16 protein-coding genes are annotated in these 16771 nt (G+C 73.0%); 10 read left to right on the top strand and 6 right to left on the bottom strand.

The features are described from left to right. Positions 1-52: 52 nt before the first annotated feature. Together purB and mug are read left to right on the top strand one after the other, a co-directional pair. Positions 53-1495 (top strand): adenylosuccinate lyase, encoded by a 1443-nt coding sequence (purB, locus tag ACIBL4_RS30175; protein ID WP_399414950.1) that lies wholly within the window; start codon positions 53-55, stop codon positions 1493-1495. 13 nt (positions 1496-1508) lie between these two features. Continuing rightward, on the top strand, positions 1509-2054 hold the full coding sequence (gene mug, locus ACIBL4_RS30170) for a G/U mismatch-specific DNA glycosylase (RefSeq protein WP_399414949.1): 546 nt from the start codon (positions 1509-1511) through the stop codon (positions 2052-2054). Between the two features lie 81 nt (positions 2055-2135). Here mug and ACIBL4_RS30165 read toward each other — a convergent pair whose 3' ends face one another. The 3 genes from ACIBL4_RS30165 to ACIBL4_RS30155 form a co-directional block, all read right to left on the bottom strand. Next, positions 2136-2567 (bottom strand): hypothetical protein, encoded by a 432-nt coding sequence (locus tag ACIBL4_RS30165; RefSeq protein WP_307173901.1) that lies wholly within the window; start codon positions 2565-2567, stop codon positions 2136-2138. 65 nt (positions 2568-2632) lie between these two features. Continuing rightward, on the bottom strand, positions 2633-3358 hold the full coding sequence (locus tag ACIBL4_RS30160; protein WP_399414948.1) for an ABC transporter permease: 726 nt from the start codon (positions 3356-3358) through the stop codon (positions 2633-2635). A 2-nt stretch (positions 3359-3360) separates the two neighbouring features. After that, complete coding sequence (locus ACIBL4_RS30155; RefSeq protein WP_399414947.1) at positions 3361-4281, bottom strand: ABC transporter ATP-binding protein; 921 nt, start codon at positions 4279-4281, stop codon at positions 3361-3363. Between the two features lie 108 nt (positions 4282-4389). On the opposite strand from ACIBL4_RS30155, the gene ACIBL4_RS30150 reads away from it, so the two are divergent. The 3 genes from ACIBL4_RS30150 to ACIBL4_RS30140 all read left to right on the top strand — a co-directional run bounded on the left by ACIBL4_RS30150 (position 4390) and on the right by ACIBL4_RS30140 (position 7466). Then, positions 4390-5559, top strand: coding sequence for a sensor histidine kinase (locus ACIBL4_RS30150; protein WP_399414946.1), 1170 nt, complete (start codon positions 4390-4392; stop codon positions 5557-5559). Positions 5560-5573: 14 nt separating this feature from the next. Continuing rightward, a complete protein-coding gene (locus ACIBL4_RS30145; protein WP_399414945.1) occupies positions 5574-6236 on the top strand; it encodes a response regulator in 663 nt (220 codons plus the stop codon). An 87-nt stretch (positions 6237-6323) separates the two neighbouring features. Continuing rightward, positions 6324-7466, top strand: coding sequence for an ROK family transcriptional regulator (locus tag ACIBL4_RS30140; protein ID WP_399414944.1), 1143 nt, complete (start codon positions 6324-6326; stop codon positions 7464-7466). A gap of 118 nt (positions 7467-7584) precedes the next feature. Here the strand turns inward: ACIBL4_RS30140 and ACIBL4_RS30135 are convergent, their stop codons facing one another. Further along, positions 7585-8346 carry a GntR family transcriptional regulator gene (locus ACIBL4_RS30135; RefSeq protein ID WP_399414943.1) on the bottom strand — a complete coding sequence of 254 codons (762 nt, stop codon included), beginning with the start codon at positions 8344-8346 and terminating at the stop codon, positions 7585-7587. Positions 8347-8480: 134 nt separating this feature from the next. Next, positions 8481-9401 (bottom strand): RNA polymerase sigma-70 factor, encoded by a 921-nt coding sequence (locus ACIBL4_RS30130; RefSeq protein WP_399414942.1) that lies wholly within the window; start codon positions 9399-9401, stop codon positions 8481-8483. 163 nt (positions 9402-9564) lie between these two features. Here ACIBL4_RS30130 and ACIBL4_RS30125 point away from each other — a divergent pair, with 163 nt between their 5' ends. The 4 genes from ACIBL4_RS30125 to ACIBL4_RS30110 all read left to right on the top strand — a co-directional run bounded on the left by ACIBL4_RS30125 (position 9565) and on the right by ACIBL4_RS30110 (position 14990). After that, positions 9565-10395 carry an alpha/beta fold hydrolase gene (locus ACIBL4_RS30125; protein WP_399414941.1) on the top strand — a complete coding sequence of 277 codons (831 nt, stop codon included), beginning with the start codon at positions 9565-9567 and terminating at the stop codon, positions 10393-10395. 57 nt (positions 10396-10452) lie between these two features. Further along, a complete protein-coding gene (locus ACIBL4_RS30120; RefSeq protein WP_399414940.1) occupies positions 10453-11910 on the top strand; it encodes a PLP-dependent aminotransferase family protein in 1458 nt (485 codons plus the stop codon). A 140-nt stretch (positions 11911-12050) separates the two neighbouring features. Further along, complete coding sequence (locus ACIBL4_RS30115; RefSeq protein ID WP_399414939.1) at positions 12051-13625, top strand: alkaline phosphatase D family protein; 1575 nt, start codon at positions 12051-12053, stop codon at positions 13623-13625. A gap of 108 nt (positions 13626-13733) precedes the next feature. Continuing rightward, entirely contained in the window at positions 13734-14990 is a 1257-nt protein-coding gene (locus tag ACIBL4_RS30110; protein WP_399414938.1) for a GNAT family N-acetyltransferase, read from the top strand. Here the strand turns inward: ACIBL4_RS30110 and ACIBL4_RS30105 are convergent. After that, positions 14979-16211 (bottom strand): trans-sulfuration enzyme family protein, encoded by a 1233-nt coding sequence (locus ACIBL4_RS30105; protein WP_399414937.1) that lies wholly within the window; start codon positions 16209-16211, stop codon positions 14979-14981. The genes ACIBL4_RS30110 and ACIBL4_RS30105 overlap by 12 nt on opposite strands. A 59-nt stretch (positions 16212-16270) precedes the next feature. Between ACIBL4_RS30105 and ACIBL4_RS30100 the strand changes: the two genes are divergently transcribed. Then, positions 16271-16762, top strand: a complete 492-nt coding sequence (locus ACIBL4_RS30100) for an Lrp/AsnC family transcriptional regulator (RefSeq protein WP_356923810.1) — start codon at positions 16271-16273, stop codon at positions 16760-16762. The last annotated feature ends 9 nt before the right edge of the window (positions 16763-16771 follow it).

Genomic DNA, 16771 nt, shown 5'->3' with positions numbered 1-16771 from the left:
ACGAACGCACCCGTCGCGCCGGCCTGCAGGAACGCCAGTAGAATCCGTCCACGTGACTTCCGCTCCCGCCAAGCCCCGCATCCCGAACGTCCTCGCCGGACGCTACGCCTCCGCCGAGCTCGCCACGCTCTGGTCGCCCGAGCAGAAGGTGAGGCTGGAGCGGCAGCTCTGGCTCGCCGTGCTGCGGGCGCAGAAGGACCTCGGGATCGAGGTGCCGGACGCGGCGCTCGCCGACTACGAGCGTGTGCTCGACACCGTCGACCTGGCCTCCATCGCCGAGCGCGAGAAGGTCACGCGGCACGACGTGAAGGCGCGGATCGAGGAGTTCAACGCCCTCGCCGGGCACGAGCACGTGCACAAGGGCATGACCTCGCGCGACCTCACCGAGAACGTCGAGCAGCTTCAGATCCGCCTCTCGCTGGAACTGATGCGCGACCGTACGGTGGCGGTCCTGGCGCGGCTGGGCAAGCTGGCCGGTGAGTACGGCGAGCTGGTCATGGCCGGCCGTTCGCACAACGTGGCCGCGCAGGCCACCACTCTCGGCAAGCGCTTCGCGACCGCCACCGACGAGCTGCTCGTCGCCTACGGCCGGATCGAGGAGCTGCTGGGCCGCTACCCGCTGCGCGGCATCAAGGGCCCGGTCGGCACCGCGCAGGACATGCTGGACCTGCTGGGCGGGGACGCCGCGAAGCTCGCGGAACTGGAGCAGCGGATCGCCACGCACCTGGGCTTCTCGCAGGCGTTCACCTCGGTCGGCCAGGTCTACCCGCGCTCGCTGGACTACGAGGTCGTGACGGCGCTGGTGCAGGTGGCGGCGGCGCCGTCGTCGCTGGCGAAGACGATCCGGCTGATGGCCGGGCACGAGCTGGTCACCGAGGGCTTCAAGCCGGGCCAGGTCGGCTCCTCGGCGATGCCGCACAAGATGAACACCCGCTCGTGCGAGCGCGTCAACGGCCTGATGGTGATCCTGCGCGGCTATGCCTCGATGACCGGCGAGCTGGCGGGCGACCAGTGGAACGAGGGCGACGTGTCCTGCTCGGTGGTGCGCCGGGTCGCGCTGCCGGACGCGTTCTTCGCGCTGGACGGTCTGCTGGAGACGTTCCTGACGGTGCTCGACGAGTTCGGCGCGTTCCCCGCGGTCGTGGCGCGGGAGCTGGACCGCTACCTGCCGTTCCTCGCGACCACCAAGGTGCTGATGGGCGCCGTGCGCGCGGGCGTGGGCCGGGAGCTCGCCCACGAGGCGATCAAGGAGAACGCCGTCGCCTCCGCGCTCGCGATGCGCGAGCAGGGCGCCGAGCGCAACGAGCTGCTCGACAAGCTGGCCGCCGATACGCGCATTCCGCTCGGCCGCGCCGAGCTGGACGCGCTGATGGCCGACAAGCTGTCCTTCACCGGTGCCGCGGGCGACCAGGTCGCCGCCGTCGTCGCCCGGGTCGAGGAGATCGTGAAGCAGCACCCCCAGGCCGCGGGCTACACGCCCGGCGCGATCCTCTGACGCGCCGCACCCGATGCCTCGCTTCACGCCCGAGGAGTTGGAGGCCGCCCGCGACCGCGTCGTACCGGACGTGGTCGCGGACGGTCTGCGGGTGCTGTTCTGCGGCATCAACCCCGGGCTGATGACGGCCGCGACGGGCCATCACTTCGCCCGCCCGGGCAACCGCTTCTGGCCGGTACTGCACCGCTCCGGCTTCACGCCGCGGCTGCTGAAGCCGTCCGAGCAGCAGGAGCTGCTGTCGTACGGGCTAGGCATCACCAACGTCGTGGCCAGGCCGACCGCTCGGGCCGACGAGCTGAGCGCCGAGGAGTACCGGGAGGGCGGACGGCTGCTCGCGCTGAAGGTGGGGCGGCTTCGGCCGCGCTGGCTGGCCGTGGTCGGAGTGACCGCGTACCGCGCCGCGTTCGACGACCGGAAGGCCCGGGTCGGGCCGCAGTCGCGGTTGATCGGGGACACGCGGGTGTGGGTGCTGCCCAATCCGAGCGGGCTGAACGCGCACTGGACGGCCGAGACGATGGCCGAGGAGTTCGCGCGACTGCGGGAAGCCGCCGAGAGCTGATCCCTCACGGCGGGGCGTCTCCGTTCCGGCGGGCCCGTCTCCGTTACGGCGGGGCGTCTCCGTTACGGCGGGGCGTCTCCGTTACGGCGGGTCCGTCTCCGTGACCAGGGCCAGCAGCCGGACCCCGCGCGAGGTGTCGCGGTCGGTGACCGCCACGGCGACCCAGCGGCCGGTGCCCTCCACTTCCCACACGTACGCGACGCTCGCGCACGCGCTCAACTCGGCCCACGGCCGGGGTATCTCCTCGCGCTCGGTGCGCAGCAGGACGGTCTGCAGGTTGTAGGGGGGCGTGTCGCCCCAGCGTGAGGCGAGAAGCTCGTAGACGGCGTCCCGGTCCTTCTCGTACTGGTCGATCGTCACCGCGCGGAGCGCCGGGTCGTCGTCGGGCGCGGCCTCTAACACCGCGGTGTGCCGGCCGGGTCCGGAGACGCCGACGTCCGACGGGCCGTGCTCCGCCGGAAAGGGGCGGTAGCACAGCTCGTCGATGAGGGCGATGTGCTGTGCGATGTTCATTCGTCCAGTAAACCCGGCGCCACTGACACTTGGCGGGGCGTCAACCTGTTCCCGCCGCCTCGCGGTCAGGCATCGCGGCGGCGCAGGTTCCACCCTCCGGCCAGCAGCGCGGCCGCGGCCCAGAGCGCGGTCACCGCGAGCCCCGACCACGGGCCGAGGGTGCCGTCGTACGTCTCCCTCAGGACCAGCTGTCCCGCCTTGTCGGGCAGGAAGTCGGCGACGGTGCCCGTCGCGTCGCCGATCACGAACGACACGACGAGGATGAACGGGATCAGCAGGGACAGCGTGGCCACGCCGCTGCGCAGCAGGGCGGCGAGTCCGGCGGCGAACAGGGCCATCAGCATGAGGTAGACACCGCAGCCCACGACGCCGCGCACCTGCTCGCCGGTGCCGAGTCCGTCGGCCGCCGGGCCGAGCCCCGCCCGGGCCACGAGGAGGGCCGCCAGGGCGGTCACCAGTCCTACCAGCAGGGCCGGTACGGCGATGACGGCCGCCTTGGCCGCGAACCACCGGCCGCGCCGCGGAACCGCGGCCAGCGAGAGCCGCAGGGCGCCCGACTGGAACTCCGACGACACGGCCATGGCCCCGAAGGAGACGGCCGCGATCTGCCCCGGCACCACACCGGACAGGGCCGTGAACAGGGGGTCGAAGCCGGGGTCCGACGGCTCGGAGACACCGGCGATCGCGGAGAACGCCGTGGTCGCGGCGAACAGGGCCAGGAGCGCGCCCGGCAGCGAGCGGAGCGTACGGATCTTCAGCCACTCGGAGCGGAGGACGGGGGTGAGTTCCATGGTCAGGCCTCCTGGGGCTGCGTGGTGAATTCGGCCTCGGCCGACGTGAGGTCGAAATAGGCCTGCTCCAACGTGCCCTCCTCGGCGGCGAGTTCGAGGACCGGCACACCCGCTTCGGAGGCGATGCGGCCGACGTCGTCCACGCGTGCGTGGTGCACGGTCCAGTGCCCGTCCACGTGTTCCACGGCGTCATGGCCGTGCCGGGCGAGGGCGCTGCGGAGGGTGGCGGGGTCGGAGGTGCGGATGCGGACGCTGGGCTGCACGCGCGCGTGGATGAAGTCCCGCATCGGGGTGTCGGCCAGCAGCCGGCCCCGGCCGAGGACGACGAGGTGGTCCGCGAAGGACGCGGTCTCGTTCATCAGATGGCTGGAGACCAGGACGGTGCGGCCCTCTCTCGCGAGCCGGCGCAGCAACTGCCGGATCCACACGATGCCTTCGGGGTCGAGTCCGTTGGACGGCTCGTCCAGCATGACCACATCGGGGTCGCCCAGCAGGGCGGCGGCGATGCCGAGGCGCTGGCGCATGCCCAGGGAGTACGTCCGCACCCGGCTCCGGGACACCGACGCCAGGCCGGTTTCCTCCAGTACCTCGTCGACCCGCCGGTCCGGGATGCGGTTGCTGCTCGCCAGGACGCGGAGGTGGTCGCGGGCGGTGCGGGAACCGTGCGCGGCCTGCGCGTCGAGCAGGGCGCCCACGTGGCGCAGGGGTTCGCGCAGTGTCGCGTAGGCACGGCCGCCGAGGGTGGCGGAGCCGGCGGCAGGCCGGTCGAGGCCGAGCACCAGCCGCATCGTGGTGGACTTCCCGGCGCCGTTGGGGCCGAGGAAGCCGGTGACGCGGCCGGGCAGGACGCGGAAGGTGAGGCCGTCCACGGCCCGTTTGCCGCCGTACTCCTTGGTGAGGTCCTGGACTTCGATGCTGGTCATGGCGGCAGCGTGGCCGGTCGGCCGGGGTGCGGGCCTCCCCCGGCGGTGGAGATCGTCTCCCCCGTGCGGGGGAGGCCCGTTGTCAGTGGCGGCTGGCACGATGACGCCATGGTCCGCATGCTGCGCCCGTTGACGCGGGCGGTGACGTACACGCGGTGGCTGCATCTGTCCATGGCCATCGTGTGGCCGTCCCTGTGGCTGTTCATCGACGAGGCGTGGTGGACCGTGGGCACAGCGACCGTGCTGCTCGGGCTGGCGGGCCTCGTCCCCGCCACGCGGGTCGTGGAGGGGTTCCAGGCCCGGCTGCTGCTGACCGGCCACAGAGACGGCGGCGAGACCCCGGAGATCATGGTCACCCCCTCGGCCACCTGGAGCGACCGCGGCCGGGTGGTGGTGTGGCTGGGGGCGCGGCTGTTCCTCGGCGTCCTGGTGTCGCACCTCTGCGTCCAGCTCCTCCTCCTCGCGGTGGATCTGGTGTCGACGGCGGTCAGTGACGAGCGTGCCGGCGGCGCCTGGCTTCCCGTCGAAGGCCGGCACGCGTGGCACGCCCTGTTCGCGCCCCTGCCCCTGATCCTGGGGGCCGCGGTCGTCGTCGGTTCGGGGCGCCTCATCACCCGCATCGCCCTGCGCCTGCTCGGCCCGTCACCCGCGGAGCGTCTCGCCGTGCTGGAGGAGCGCACCGAACAGCTCCTGGAACGCACGCGCATCGCCCGCGAGTTGCACGACTCCATCGGCCACGCGCTCACGGTCGCCGTCGTGCAGGCGGGGGCCGCGCGGGCGGCCGGTGACCCGGAGTTCACGGACCGGGCGCTGGTCGCCATCGAGGAGACCGGCCGGGCCGCCCTGGAGGACCTGGAGCGGGTGCTGGGCGTCCTGCGTGAGTCACGGAAACCCGTGAGCAGCAGACCGACCCTGGTGGACGCCGACCGGCTGCTGGAGTCCGCGCGTGCCTCCGGGGCGAAGGTCGACGCCGAGGTGACCGGCCCCGTGGACACCCTGCCCGGGCCGGTGTCCCGGGAGGGCTACCGGATCCTCCAGGAGGCGCTGACCAATGTGCTGCGGCACGCCGGAGCCGTACCCGTCCGGGTCCGCGTGGACGCCTCCGGCCCCCTGCTCGTCCTCGCGATACGCAACCCGCTGGCGGAGCCGGTTCCCGGCGCCGGGCGGGGCAGCGGCCTGCGCGGCATACGCGAGCGCGCCGCCCTGCTCGGCGGGCTGGCCCGGACCGGCCCCGACGAAGGTGACTGGCAGGTTCATGTCGAGCTGCCGCTGAGTTGATCTACGCTGGTCGGATGCCGATCACCGTCCTCCTCGTCGACGACGAACCCCTGGTGCGCGCGGGTCTGCGGGCCGTGCTGGAGGCCCAGCCCGACATCGAGGTCGTCGGGGAGGCCGCGGACGGGGCGGCGGTGATCCCGCTCGTGCGGCAACTGCGGCCCGACGTGGTCGCCATGGACGTACGGATGCCGCTGCTGGACGGTATCGAGGCCACCCGGTCGCTGCTGCGGACGGTCGACGACCCGCCGCGGATCCTCGTGGTGACGACGTTCGAGAACGACGAGTACGTCTACGAAGCGCTGCGGGCGGGCGCCGACGGGTTCCTGCTGAAGCGGGCCCGGCCGGCCGAGATCGTGCACGCGGTGCGGCTGATCGCCGAGGGCGAGTCGCTGCTGTTCCCGGCCTCGGTACGGCAGCTGGCCGCCGAGTACGGCGACGACGGCGGGAACCGGGCCGCGCGGGCGGCGATGGAGCGGGCCCAGCTGACCGAGCGGGAGGGCGAGGTCCTGCGGCTGATGGCGCGGGGCCTGTCGAACGCGGAGATCGCCACCCGGCTGGTCGTGGGCACCGAGACCGTGAAGTCGCATGTGAGCGCCGTACTGGCGAAGCTGGGAGCCAGGGACCGCACGCAGGCGGTGATCGCGGCGTACGAGTCGGGGTTCGTGGCGCCGGGCTGATCGGCGGGCCGGTGTCCGGCCCTCGCCGGGGTCCGCCGCGCCGAGTACGATCCGGCCAGACACGCGCACGAGCTGGGAGGACGGACGGTGGGGCGGCTGACCGGCGGGGATCCCTCGCTGCTGCGCAGGATCAACTCCGCGGTGGTGCTGCACGCGCTGCGTGCCACGGACGGCGCGACGCTGACCGAGATCACCCGGGTGACGGGGCTGTCCCGGCCGACCGTCGAGGGCGTCGTCGAAGGGCTCATCGAGGCCGGTCTCGTCGTCGAGAAGGCGGCCGAGGAGGGTGCCGCCCGCAAACAGGGGCGGCCGGCGCGGAGGTTCCGGTTCCGGGCGGAGGCCGGGCACCTGCTGGGGCTGGAGATCGGCGCACATCGGGTGGCCGCGCTGCTGGCCGACCTGGACGGCCGGGTGATCGGCTCCCAGGCCAAGGACGTGCCCGAGACGGCGGAGGCCGACGAGCGGCTGGAGCGGCTGCGGGGAACCGTCGCCGAGCTGCTGCGCCGGGCCGGTGTGGCACGCGGCTCGTTGCGGGCGGTGGGCGTGGCGACGCCCGGGATCGTCGAGGCCGACGGCACGGTACGGCTGGGCACGGCGCTGCCCGGGTGGACGGGGCTGCGGCTGGGCGAGCGGCTCAGCCGGTCGTTCAAGTGCCCGGTCCTGGTCGAGAACGACGCCAACGCGGCGGCCGTCGCCGAGCACTGGAAGGGCGCGGCCACCGAGTCGGACGACGTGGTGTTCGTACTGGCGGGGCTCAGCCCGGGCGCCGGTTCACTGATCGGGGGCCGGCTGCACCGGGGCTACGGCGGGGCGGCCGGCGAGATCGGGGCACTGCATCTCCTCGGCCGGGAGGTGACGCCGGAGACACTGCTGTCCACCACGGACGAACCCCTCCACCCCCTTGACGAACAGGCCGTCGCCGAGGTCTTCGCGCGGGCCCGCGAAGGCGACCAGCGGGCCCGCGCGGCCGTCGACCGCTTCCTCCAGCGCCTGGTCCACGACGTGGCGGCCCTGGTCCTCGCCCTCGACCCGGAACTGGTCGTCATCGGCGGCTGGGCAGCGGGCCTGGACGGCGTACTGGACCCCCTCCGCCAGGAACTCGCCCGCTACTGCCTGCGCACGCCGCAGGTGACCCTGTCCCGCCTGGGGGACGCGGCAGTGGCCACGGGTGCCCTGCGCCTGGCCCTGGATCATGTGGAAGACGAACTGTTCACGGTGGAACGCCGCTGAACGTCAACGCCCCTCAAGGGGCGCGGGGCTGTGTTCATAGGCGGGCTCCGCCGCGTGGGCGCGACCAGCCACGACGAACCGGCAGTCCCCCACGCACCACACCCCTACGGCGCCAGGCTCAAGACGCCCGCCGCTCCGGCCCGGCGTGGATCTCCACACCCCCCGCATCCCCGAAGGTCAACCGACACGTGTCAGCGCGATACGTCGCGACGGACAGCGCAGCGACACGCCCCGCGGCCACGAACCGCGTCGTCACCACCAGCACAGGCGCCCCCGGCAAGCGGTCCAGTTCCTTCGCGTCGTCGGCCCCGGCGGAGCCGAGCTCCACCGCGTTCTCCTGCCGGTCCAGCTCCAGCCTCTGCAGCTCGCGCAGCACCGCACGCGCGCGTGCCGACCCGGACGGCGCGTCGATGCCGGAGAGCTCGTGCACCGAGGACTGCGGGATGTAGAGCAGCTCGGCGGCGACGGGCCGGCCCTGCGAGACCCGGGAGCGCCGCACGATGTGCACGGACTCCCCAGGGCCGGTCTCGAGCGCCTCGGCGACCGCCGCGGGCGGCACCGCCGCCGTGCAGTCGACGGGCTGCCAGGCGTCCTCGGGGCCGCCCGGCCAGGTGTGCGGGCCGGTGCCGAGGGAGACGCCCATGCGGGGCGGCGCGACGGTCGTGCCGACACCGCGGCGGCGCTGCAGCCTGCCCTCCAGTTCGAGCTGCTCCAGGGCCTGGCGGAGCGTGGCCCGGGCGACGCCGAAGCGGGCCGCGAGGTCGCGCTCGTTGGGCAGGATCTCCCCCACGGAGAACTCCGAGTCGAGCGCTTCACTGAGCACGGTCTTGAGATGCCAGTACTTCGGTTCCGGCACCGATTCCAGCTGCGTGGTCCCCACCCTGTCCTCCGCAATCGCCGTGGTCGGCAGCGTTTTAGCGCCCTTATTTTTTAAAGGTTGTTTCACTTCCCTGCGACCATAGGGCGGCCCTGATCCTTGGTCAAGACCAATGGCCGGGAACGTTCACGGGACCCTCATGCGAGGCCGCGGCTGGGCTCCTGCGGCGCCGTCTGGAGGGCGGCCAGCGAGCGCAGCTTGTCGGGGTTGCGGACGATGTAGACCGCGTGGACGCGGCCGTCGGCGACGTCCAGCTGGAAGACGGAGTCGGGCTTGCCGCCGGACAGGAACAGCAGAGCCGGGCCGCCGTTGAGCTCCAGGAAACGCGGGGAGAGACCGGGGGCGCTCTTCCGCGCGGCGCCGACGAGGAAGCGGCCCACCTTGTCCGCGGTCTGCAGGACCCGCAGCGGTGCCCGCGCCTTGCCGCCGCTGTCGCCGACGAGCCGGACGTCCGGGGCGAGCAGCTCCATCAGCCCTTCGAGGTCGCCGTCAGCGGCGGCGGCTAGGAACCGCTCGGTGAGGTCGCGCCGCTGGACCGGGTCGACCTCGTAGCGCGGCCGCCGCTCCTCGACGTGCTTGCGCGCCCGCCCGGCCAGCTGGCGCACGGCCGGTTCGCCGCGGTCGAGCATCGCGGCGATGTCGGCGTAGGGGAAGCCGAAGGCCTCGCGCAGCACGAACACCGCCCGCTCCAGCGGTGACAGCGACTCCAGCACGACGAGGAGGGCGAGCGAGACGGAGTCCGCGAGCACGGCCCGCTCGGCGGTGTCCGGCACGGTGTCGCCGAAGTCGGTGACGTACGGCTCGGGCAGCCACGGGCCGACGTAGGTCTCCCCGCGGGCCTTGATCTGGCGCAGCCGGTCGATGGCGAGACGGGTGGTGATCCGTACGAGGTAGCCGCGCGGCTCGCGCACGTCGCCGCGGTCACCGCCCGACCAGCGCAGCCAGGCCTCCTGGACCACGTCCTCGGCGTCGGCGACGCGGCCCAGCATGCGGTAGGCGACGCCCAGCAGGACGGGGCGGTGCGCTTCGAAGACGTCGGTCGCGGTCTCGGCGGTCACGGGTTCCATCCCAGCCCACCGGTCCGGCCCTGTCCAGGCGAAATCGCCCGTCCCCGGGCCGGCCGCGGCCGGGAAAGCGGCGACAACTCGGGGCTACCCGCCGGTAGCAATTGCTGACAAGCTGTCTATCGCGTCCGTCAGCGAGTACAGCTAGGAGCACCGCATGTCCGCCACCGTCTCCTTCAACGTCGCCTCCGCACACGGCGAGCAGAGCGTGACCCTGTCCTACACGCGTCAGGGCAGCGGTGAACCGCTGCTCCTGCTGCACGGTATCGGCCACCACCGGCAGGTTTGGGACCCGGTGATACCCGCGCTGGCCGCCGAACGGGACGTGATCGCCGTGGACCTGCCGGGGTGCGGCGAGTCACCGGCGCTCCCGGACGGCATGGCGCACGACCTGCCGACCATGAACACCGTCCTCGCGGCGCTGTTCGGGGCGCTCCGGATCGAACGGCCGCACGTGGCGGGCAACTCGCTGGGCGGCCTGCTGGCCCTGGACCTGGCCCGGGCGCAGCTCGTCCGCTCCGTCACCGCCCTGTCCCCCGCGGGGTTCTGGAACGATGTCGAGCGCCGTTACGCCTTCACGGTGCTGATGACGATGCGGCAGATAGCCCAGCGGATGCCGCTCCCCCTCGTCGAACGGCTGGCCCGTCCGGCGATCGGCCGCACCCTGCTGACGAGCACCATCTACGCCCGCCCGGGCCGTCGTTCGCCCGAGGCCGTGGTCGCCGAGACGCTCGCGCTGGCCCGGGCACAGGGGTTCTCCGAGACCCTCCGCTCCGGCAGGACCGTGCAGTTCACCGACGACATCGTCGGCACGCCGGTCACCGTGGCGTGGGGCAGCCGGGACCGGTTGCTGATCCCCCGTCAGGGCGTGCGGGCCAAGAGCATCATCCCCCGCGCCCGGCTGGTACGGCTGCCCGGCTGCGGCCATGTCCCGATGAACGACGACCCGGCGCTGGTCGCCCGGGTCGTCCTCGACGGCAGCCGCTGACCAGCGGGGCACCCGGACCGGCGGAAAACCCGGCCGCGGATCCGGCAGACTGACCGCATGGAGCGGATGGAGCGCATGGACCACGTGGACCGCGACGAGCCCGTGTCGCCCGCCTGGGAGCTGCTGCTCCCGGCCGCCTCCGCGCCGGCCCGCACCCGTGGCCGTTCCCTCCAGGCGGCGCTGCGCGAGGCGGTCCGCTCCGGCCGCCTCGCGCCGGGCACGCGGCTGCCGTCGAGCCGGGATCTCGCGGCGGACCTGGGGGTGTCGCGCGGGCTCATCACAGAGGCGTACGAGCAGCTGACGGCCGAGGGCTATCTGCGCAGCGGCCGGGGCGCCGGGACGTGGGTGGGCTCAGCCGTACGGGCCGCCCGGGCGCGGGCGCGCGACCTCGCTCCCCGCTCCCGCGGTGCCCGGGCGGACTTCGTGCCCGGGACGCCGGACCTGTCGCTGTTCCCGCGCTCGGCGTGGGCCGCCGCGCAGCGCGGTGTGCTGGCGGAACTGCCGCACCAGGAGCTGGGGTACCCCGATCCGCGCGGGCTGCCCCGGCTGCGTACCGCGCTGGCGGGACTGCTCGCCCGGCGACGGGGTGTGGTGGCCGACCCGGAGCGGATCGTGGTGGTCTCGGGGGTGACCCAGGCGGTGACGCTGCTGGGTTTCGCGTTGCACGCGCGCGGGGTGCGCTCGGTGGGTGTGGAGGACCCGGGCAGCCCCCAGCACGACGTGCTGTACGCCTCGGCCGGGGTCACCGCCGTGCCGCTGCCCGTGGACGGCGGGGGAATCGCCCTGGAGCCGCTGCGGGCGTCGGGCGTACGGGCCGTGGTGACGACGCCGGCCCACCAGTTCCCCACCGGCATCGCCTACTCGGCCCGCCGTCGTGCCGAACTGCTGGACTGGGCGCGGTCCGTGGACGGCATCGTCCTGGAGGACGACTACGACGGCGACTTCCGCTACGACCGCGCTCCCGTCGGTGCGCTCCAGGGCCTCGACCCGGACCACGTCGCCTACACGGGCTCGGTCAGCAAGTCCCTCGCGCCGGGACTGCGGCTGGGCTGGCTGCTGGTGCCCGAGTCCTGGGCGGAGGAGATCGTCGAACGCAAGCGCACCCTGGACCTCGGCCACCCGACCCTGGACCAGGCGCTCTTCGCCCGGTTCCTGGAACGCGGCGACTACGACCGCCAGTTGCGACGCTGCCAGCGCGCCTACCGCGAGCGCCGTGACGCCCTGACCGCCGCCCTCGACGAGCACTTCCCCGGCTCCCGGGTCTCGGGCATCGCCGCGGGCCTGCACGTGATCGCCACGCTGCCGGAGCGCTACGGCCCCGAGGACCGCTTCCTCGCCCGCGTGGCAGCGGCCGGGGTGGCCTTGCATCCCCTGTCGGCCTACGCGCACCCGAGTCCGGCGCGGGAGGAGCCCGACGGGCCGAAGCGGGTGCGGCTCGTGCTGGGCTACGCCCACGTCCCGCCGGCCCGGATCCACGAGGGCATACGCCTGATGGCGGAGGCGGCCACGAGGTGATCCCCGGCGCGGCTCACGGGTTCCCGCCGGTTCCCCTCCTCCCGGGGTCAGTTGTTCACTTGGGGTTCGTGTGTGCGCCGCGGCGTGCCAGTAGGTGTGGCCGTGCACACTGGCCGGATCCCGTCCCTGGAGGCGCATCCATGTCACACCGTCCGTTCCCCGCGCGCCGCAGCGTCCTGCGGGGCTCCCTCGCCGCGTCGGCGGCCCTCACCCTGCCCACCGCTCTCGGCGCGGCCCCCGCCTTCGCACGGTCGGGGCGTCCCCAGGCGGGGTGGGGTGTGCAGGCGGGAGACGTGACCCGCGACTCCGGGCTGGTGTGGGTGCGGTCCGACCGGCCCGCCCGGATGATCGTCGAGACGTCGGCGACCGAGTCGTTCCGCAACCCGCGCAGATGGCACGGCCCGCTGCTGGGCCCGGGCACCGACTTCACCGGCACGACCCGGCTGCACGGCCTGCCGTCCGGCGAGCAGATCCACTACCGGGTGCGGCTCGCCGACCCGGACGACCCGCGCCGCACCGGCGAACCGGTCACCGGCACCTTCCGCACGGCGTCCGACAAGCGGCGTGACGGCGTGCGGTTCGTCTGGTCAGGCGACCTGGCCGGCCAGGGCTGGGGCATCAACCCGGAGCTCGGCGGCTACCGGATCTACGACGCGATGGCCGCCCTGGACCCGGACTTCTTCCTCTGCAGCGGTGACAACATCTACGCCGACGGCCCCCTCACCGAGACCGTGGCCCTGCCCGGCGGGCGCACCTGGCGGAACATCACCACCGAGGAGAAGGCGAAGGTCGCCGAGACCCTGACGGAGTTCCGCGGCAACTTCCGCTACAACCTGCTGGACGAGAACCTGCGGGCCTTCAACGCCCAGGTCCCCTCCATCATCCAGTGGGACGACCACGAGGTGACCAACAACTGGCACCCGGGCGAGATCCTCGGCGACACCCGGTACACCGAGAAGAACGTCGACGTGCTCGCCGCCCGCGCCCGCCGCGCCTTCTCGGAGTACTTCCCGATCTCCACGCTGCGCCGCCCCGACGGCCGCGTCTACCGCGTGCAGCACCACGGCCCGCTGCTGGACGTCTTCGTGCTCGACATGCGCACCTACCGCAACGCCAACTCGCCGGACGACCAGCCCATCGACCCGCAGGGCATCCTCGGCCGCGAGCAACTGGAGTGGCTCAAGCGCGAGCTGTCCCGCTCCCGCGCGGTGTGGAAGGTCATCGCCTCCGACATGCCGATCGGCCTGGTCGTCCCGGACACCGGCGACGGCAAGCCCAACATCGAGGCCGTCGCCCAGGGCGACCCGGGTGCGCCGCTGGGCCGTGAGCTCCAGATCGCCGAGCTGCTGCGTTTCGTGAAGCACCGCCGGATCACCGGAACGGTGTGGCTCACGGCCGACGTCCACTACACCTCGGCACAGCACTACCAGCCGTCGCGGGCCGCGTTCACCGACTTCGAGCCGTTCTTGGAGTTCGTGTCGGGCCCGCTCAACGCCGGTGCGTTTCCCGCGAACACGCTCGACGGCACCTTCGGTCCCGACCGTGTGTTCCTGAAGGCGCCGACGACCGCCAACGTCTCCCCCGCCGACGGCTACCAGTTCTTCGGCGAGGTCGACATCGACGGCGGCAGCGGCGAGCTGACGGTACGTCTGCGCGAGCAGGACGGCACCGTGCTGTTCACGAAGACGCTCCAGCCGGGACTGGTCGGCCAGTAGTCCGCAGCGCAACGTTTGAAGCGTCGATAAAGGGGGCACACTGCCTCCTTTACCCGCCGGTCACAAAGCGTTCGCGATCACGCAACACCATTCCGTCACAGTGGGTGCATGACACGAAAAGTGACTGAAGTGACCGACCTGAAGAACGACTGCCGCTCCGCCACCTCCTGGCAGCGGGTCACGGCGGCCTTCCACACCTGGCGAACACGACGCCACGAACACGCGCCGCCGTCGGGCGATACCGGGTCCCCGGCACCGGAGCCGGCGCCGGGGACAAACACGCTGTGGCGGATGCGGACCACGGTGAAGGACGAGCCGGGATCGCTGGCGGCCCTGTGCACGGCCCTCGCCGGGCAGCGGGTGGACATCCTCAGCCTCCAGACGCATCCGCTGGCCGAGGGCACGGTGGACGAGTTCCTGCTGCGCGCCCCGGGCGAGTTGCCGGCCTCCGGGATCGCCACGGCGGTCCGGACGGCCGGCGGCACCGACACCTGGATCGAGCGGGCCGACGCCCACGACCTGGTGGACGCGCCGACCCGGATCCTCGGACTCGCCGCCCGGACCGCCCTGGACGCCGCGGAACTGCCCCTGGCGCTGCGCCAGTTGCTGGGCCGGTGCACGATCCGTTCCCAGCCCGCACCGGCCGGCGGCGGCCGGGCCTCCGACGGTGTCCCGGTGGAGGGAGCCTTCGACGACACGGTGATGCGCCTGCGCGTCCCGGAGGGTGGCGTGATCACCGTGGAGCGGCCGTATCTGCCCTTCACACCGACCGAGTTCGCCCGGGCCAGGGCCCTGGTCGAACTGGACGCCCGGCTCGGGCCGCGCGTCCCGCACGGCCGGGACGTGCTCACGCTGGCCGAGGGCAGCGACATCACCGTGCGCCGCGCCGACACGCGTGATCTGGAGGCGGCCAAAGCGATGCACGAGCGGTGCTCGGACCGCACGCTGCGGCTGCGCTACCACGGGCCGGTCGATGACGCCGACCGCTATCTCAACCACCTGCTCAGTCCGCGCTTCGGCCGGACCCTCGCCGTGCAGACGGCCTCCGGGCGGCTCGTCGGGCTCGGGCATCTGCTGTGGGACGGGGACGAGACGGAGGTCGCGGTGATCGTCGAGGACGCGTGGCAGCGGCGGGGTGTCGGCGGGGAGTTGCTGGGGCGGCTCGTCGCGATGGCCGCGGAAGGCGGTTGCAGGAGTGTGTATGCCGTGACGCAGGCGTCCAACACGGGGATGGTTGCGGCGATGCGGGGGCTGGGCCTCCCCCTCGACTATCAGGTCGAGGAGGGGACCCTGGTCATCACCGCGCGGCTGGGTGAGTCTGTTTCGACGGGTGCCGGTGAGTTGGGGAGCGCCTCAGCGCCGTAGGGGCAGTTGTGCGTCGGCGGGCGCGGGAGCGTTGTGGTTGTTCGCGCAGTTCCCCGCGCCCCTGAAGCTCAGCGCCTGGTCGAGATCTGACCACAGGTCGTCTACGTCCTCCAAGCCCACCGACATGCGCAGCAGGCGGTCGCTCACTCCGGCACCCCTGCGGTCGTCCGCGTCCACGATGCGGTGGCTGATGGAGGCCGGGTGCTGGATGAGGGTGTCCACGCTGCCGAGGCTCACCGCCGGGGTGATGAGGCGGACGCCGGCGATGACCTCGTGGGGGTCGCCGTGTATCTCGAAGGAGACCATCGCGCCGCCGATGCGCGGGTAGTGCACGCGGGTTACCCGCGGGTCGGCGGCGAGGCGGTGGGCGAGTTCGGCGGCGTTGGCCGAAGCGGCCCGTACCCGGACGGGGAGGGTGGACAGGCCGCGCAGCAGCAGATAGCCGGCCAGGGGGTGCAGGACGCCGCCCGTGGCGAAGCGGACCTGTCGCAGCCGGCCCGCGAACTCCTCGTCGCAGGCGACCACGCCCGCCAGGACGTCCCCGTGGCCGCCGAGGTACTTGGTGGCGCTGTGCAGCACCAGCCGTGCGCCCTGTTCGGCAGGGCGCTGGAGCACCGGCGTGGCGAAGGTGTTGTCCACGAGCAGCGGCACCGAGCCACAGGCGTGTGCGACGGCGCGGAGGTCGACCTCGGCGAGGGTGGGGTTGGCCGGGGACTCCACGATGACCAGGCCGGTGTCCGGACGCAGTGCGTCGGCGATTCCGGCGGGGTCGGTCCACGTCACCTCCGAGCCCAGCAGCCCGGCGGTCAGCAGATGGTCGCTGCAGCCGTAGAGAGGGCGTACGGCAACCACGTGCCGCAGCCCCATGGAGGCACGGACCAGCAGGACGGCGCTCAGGGCGGCCATGCCGCTGGCGAACGCGACCGCCGCCTCGGTGCCCTCCAGGCGGGCCAGCGCGGTCTCGAAACGGGCGACGGTCGGGTTGCCCAGCCGCCCGTAGACGGGCGGGCCGTCCGGGTCCACGCCGGTGGCGGCGAACGCGTCGATCCGGGCCGCCTCGCCCCGGCTGTCGTACGACGGGTAGGTGGTGGACAGGTCGATCGGCGGGGCGTGCAGACCCTGCCGGGCGAGGTCGTCCCGCCCGGCGTGGACGGCCTCGGTGGCGAGTGCTCTCGGTGCGGTGCGTACGTCGTCGTGGGCGCCCATGCTCGCTGTGTCCATGACGGAAGGGTGAACAGCGGCCGGGCTCATGGGCGGGAACCCCGTGTTATGTTCGGCCGATGGCCGAATCTGTCGTACTGGACCCGGTGGATCTCCACCTGCTGCGGCTGCTGCAGAACGACGCCCGGGCAACGTACCGGGACCTCGCCGCGCAGGTCGGGGTGGCGCCGTCGACCTGTCTGGACCGGGTGACCCGGCTGCGCCGCTCGGGCGTCATCCTCGGGCACCGGCTGGAGCTGGACCCGGCGAAGCTGGGGCGTGGGCTGGAGGCGCTGCTGTCGGTGCAGGTCAGGCCGCACCGGCGGGAACTGGTGGGGCCGTTCGTGGAGCGGATCCGCGCCCTGCCGGAGTCGCGGACGGTCTTCCACCTGACCGGACCGGACGACTACCTCGTCCATGTCGCGGTCGCCGACATGACCGACCTTCAGCGGCTCGTGCTGGACGAGTTCACCTCGCGTCGGGAGGTGGCGCGGGTGGAGACCCGGCTGATCTTCCAGCAGTGGGAGTGCGGGCCGCTGCTGCCGCCTTCGCCCTCGGCTCAATCCGGATGACGTGCGCTG

The sequence above is a fragment of the Streptomyces sp. NPDC050416 genome, assembly GCF_044458845.1.
Lineage (GTDB): Bacteria > Actinomycetota > Actinomycetes > Streptomycetales > Streptomycetaceae > Streptomyces.
This window is presented reverse-complemented; position numbering and strand designations above follow the sequence as displayed.

Excerpts from the sequence above, each read along its gene's own strand:
- ACIBL4_RS30120 (WP_399414940.1), top strand. The coding sequence starts at position 10,453 with ATGGAGCGGATGGAGCGCATGGACCACGTGGACCGCGACGAGCCCGTG.
- ACIBL4_RS30165 (WP_307173901.1), bottom strand. The coding sequence starts at position 2,567 with ATGAACATCGCACAGCACATCGCCCTCATCGACGAGCTGTGCTACCGC.
- ACIBL4_RS30115 (WP_399414939.1), top strand. The coding sequence starts at position 12,051 with ATGTCACACCGTCCGTTCCCCGCGCGCCGCAGCGTCCTGCGGGGCTCC.
- ACIBL4_RS30125 (WP_399414941.1), top strand. The coding sequence starts at position 9,565 with ATGTCCGCCACCGTCTCCTTCAACGTCGCCTCCGCACACGGCGAGCAG.
- ACIBL4_RS30150 (WP_399414946.1), top strand. The coding sequence starts at position 4,390 with ATGGTCCGCATGCTGCGCCCGTTGACGCGGGCGGTGACGTACACGCGG.
- ACIBL4_RS30145 (WP_399414945.1), top strand. The coding sequence starts at position 5,574 with ATGCCGATCACCGTCCTCCTCGTCGACGACGAACCCCTGGTGCGCGCG.
- ACIBL4_RS30160 (WP_399414948.1), bottom strand. The coding sequence starts at position 3,358 with ATGGAACTCACCCCCGTCCTCCGCTCCGAGTGGCTGAAGATCCGTACG.
- ACIBL4_RS30105 (WP_399414937.1), bottom strand. The coding sequence starts at position 16,211 with ATGGACACAGCGAGCATGGGCGCCCACGACGACGTACGCACCGCACCG.
- mug (WP_399414949.1), top strand. The coding sequence starts at position 1,509 with ATGCCTCGCTTCACGCCCGAGGAGTTGGAGGCCGCCCGCGACCGCGTC.
- ACIBL4_RS30100 (WP_356923810.1), top strand. The coding sequence starts at position 16,271 with ATGGCCGAATCTGTCGTACTGGACCCGGTGGATCTCCACCTGCTGCGG.
- ACIBL4_RS30110 (WP_399414938.1), top strand. The coding sequence starts at position 13,734 with ATGACACGAAAAGTGACTGAAGTGACCGACCTGAAGAACGACTGCCGC.
- ACIBL4_RS30155 (WP_399414947.1), bottom strand. The coding sequence starts at position 4,281 with ATGACCAGCATCGAAGTCCAGGACCTCACCAAGGAGTACGGCGGCAAA.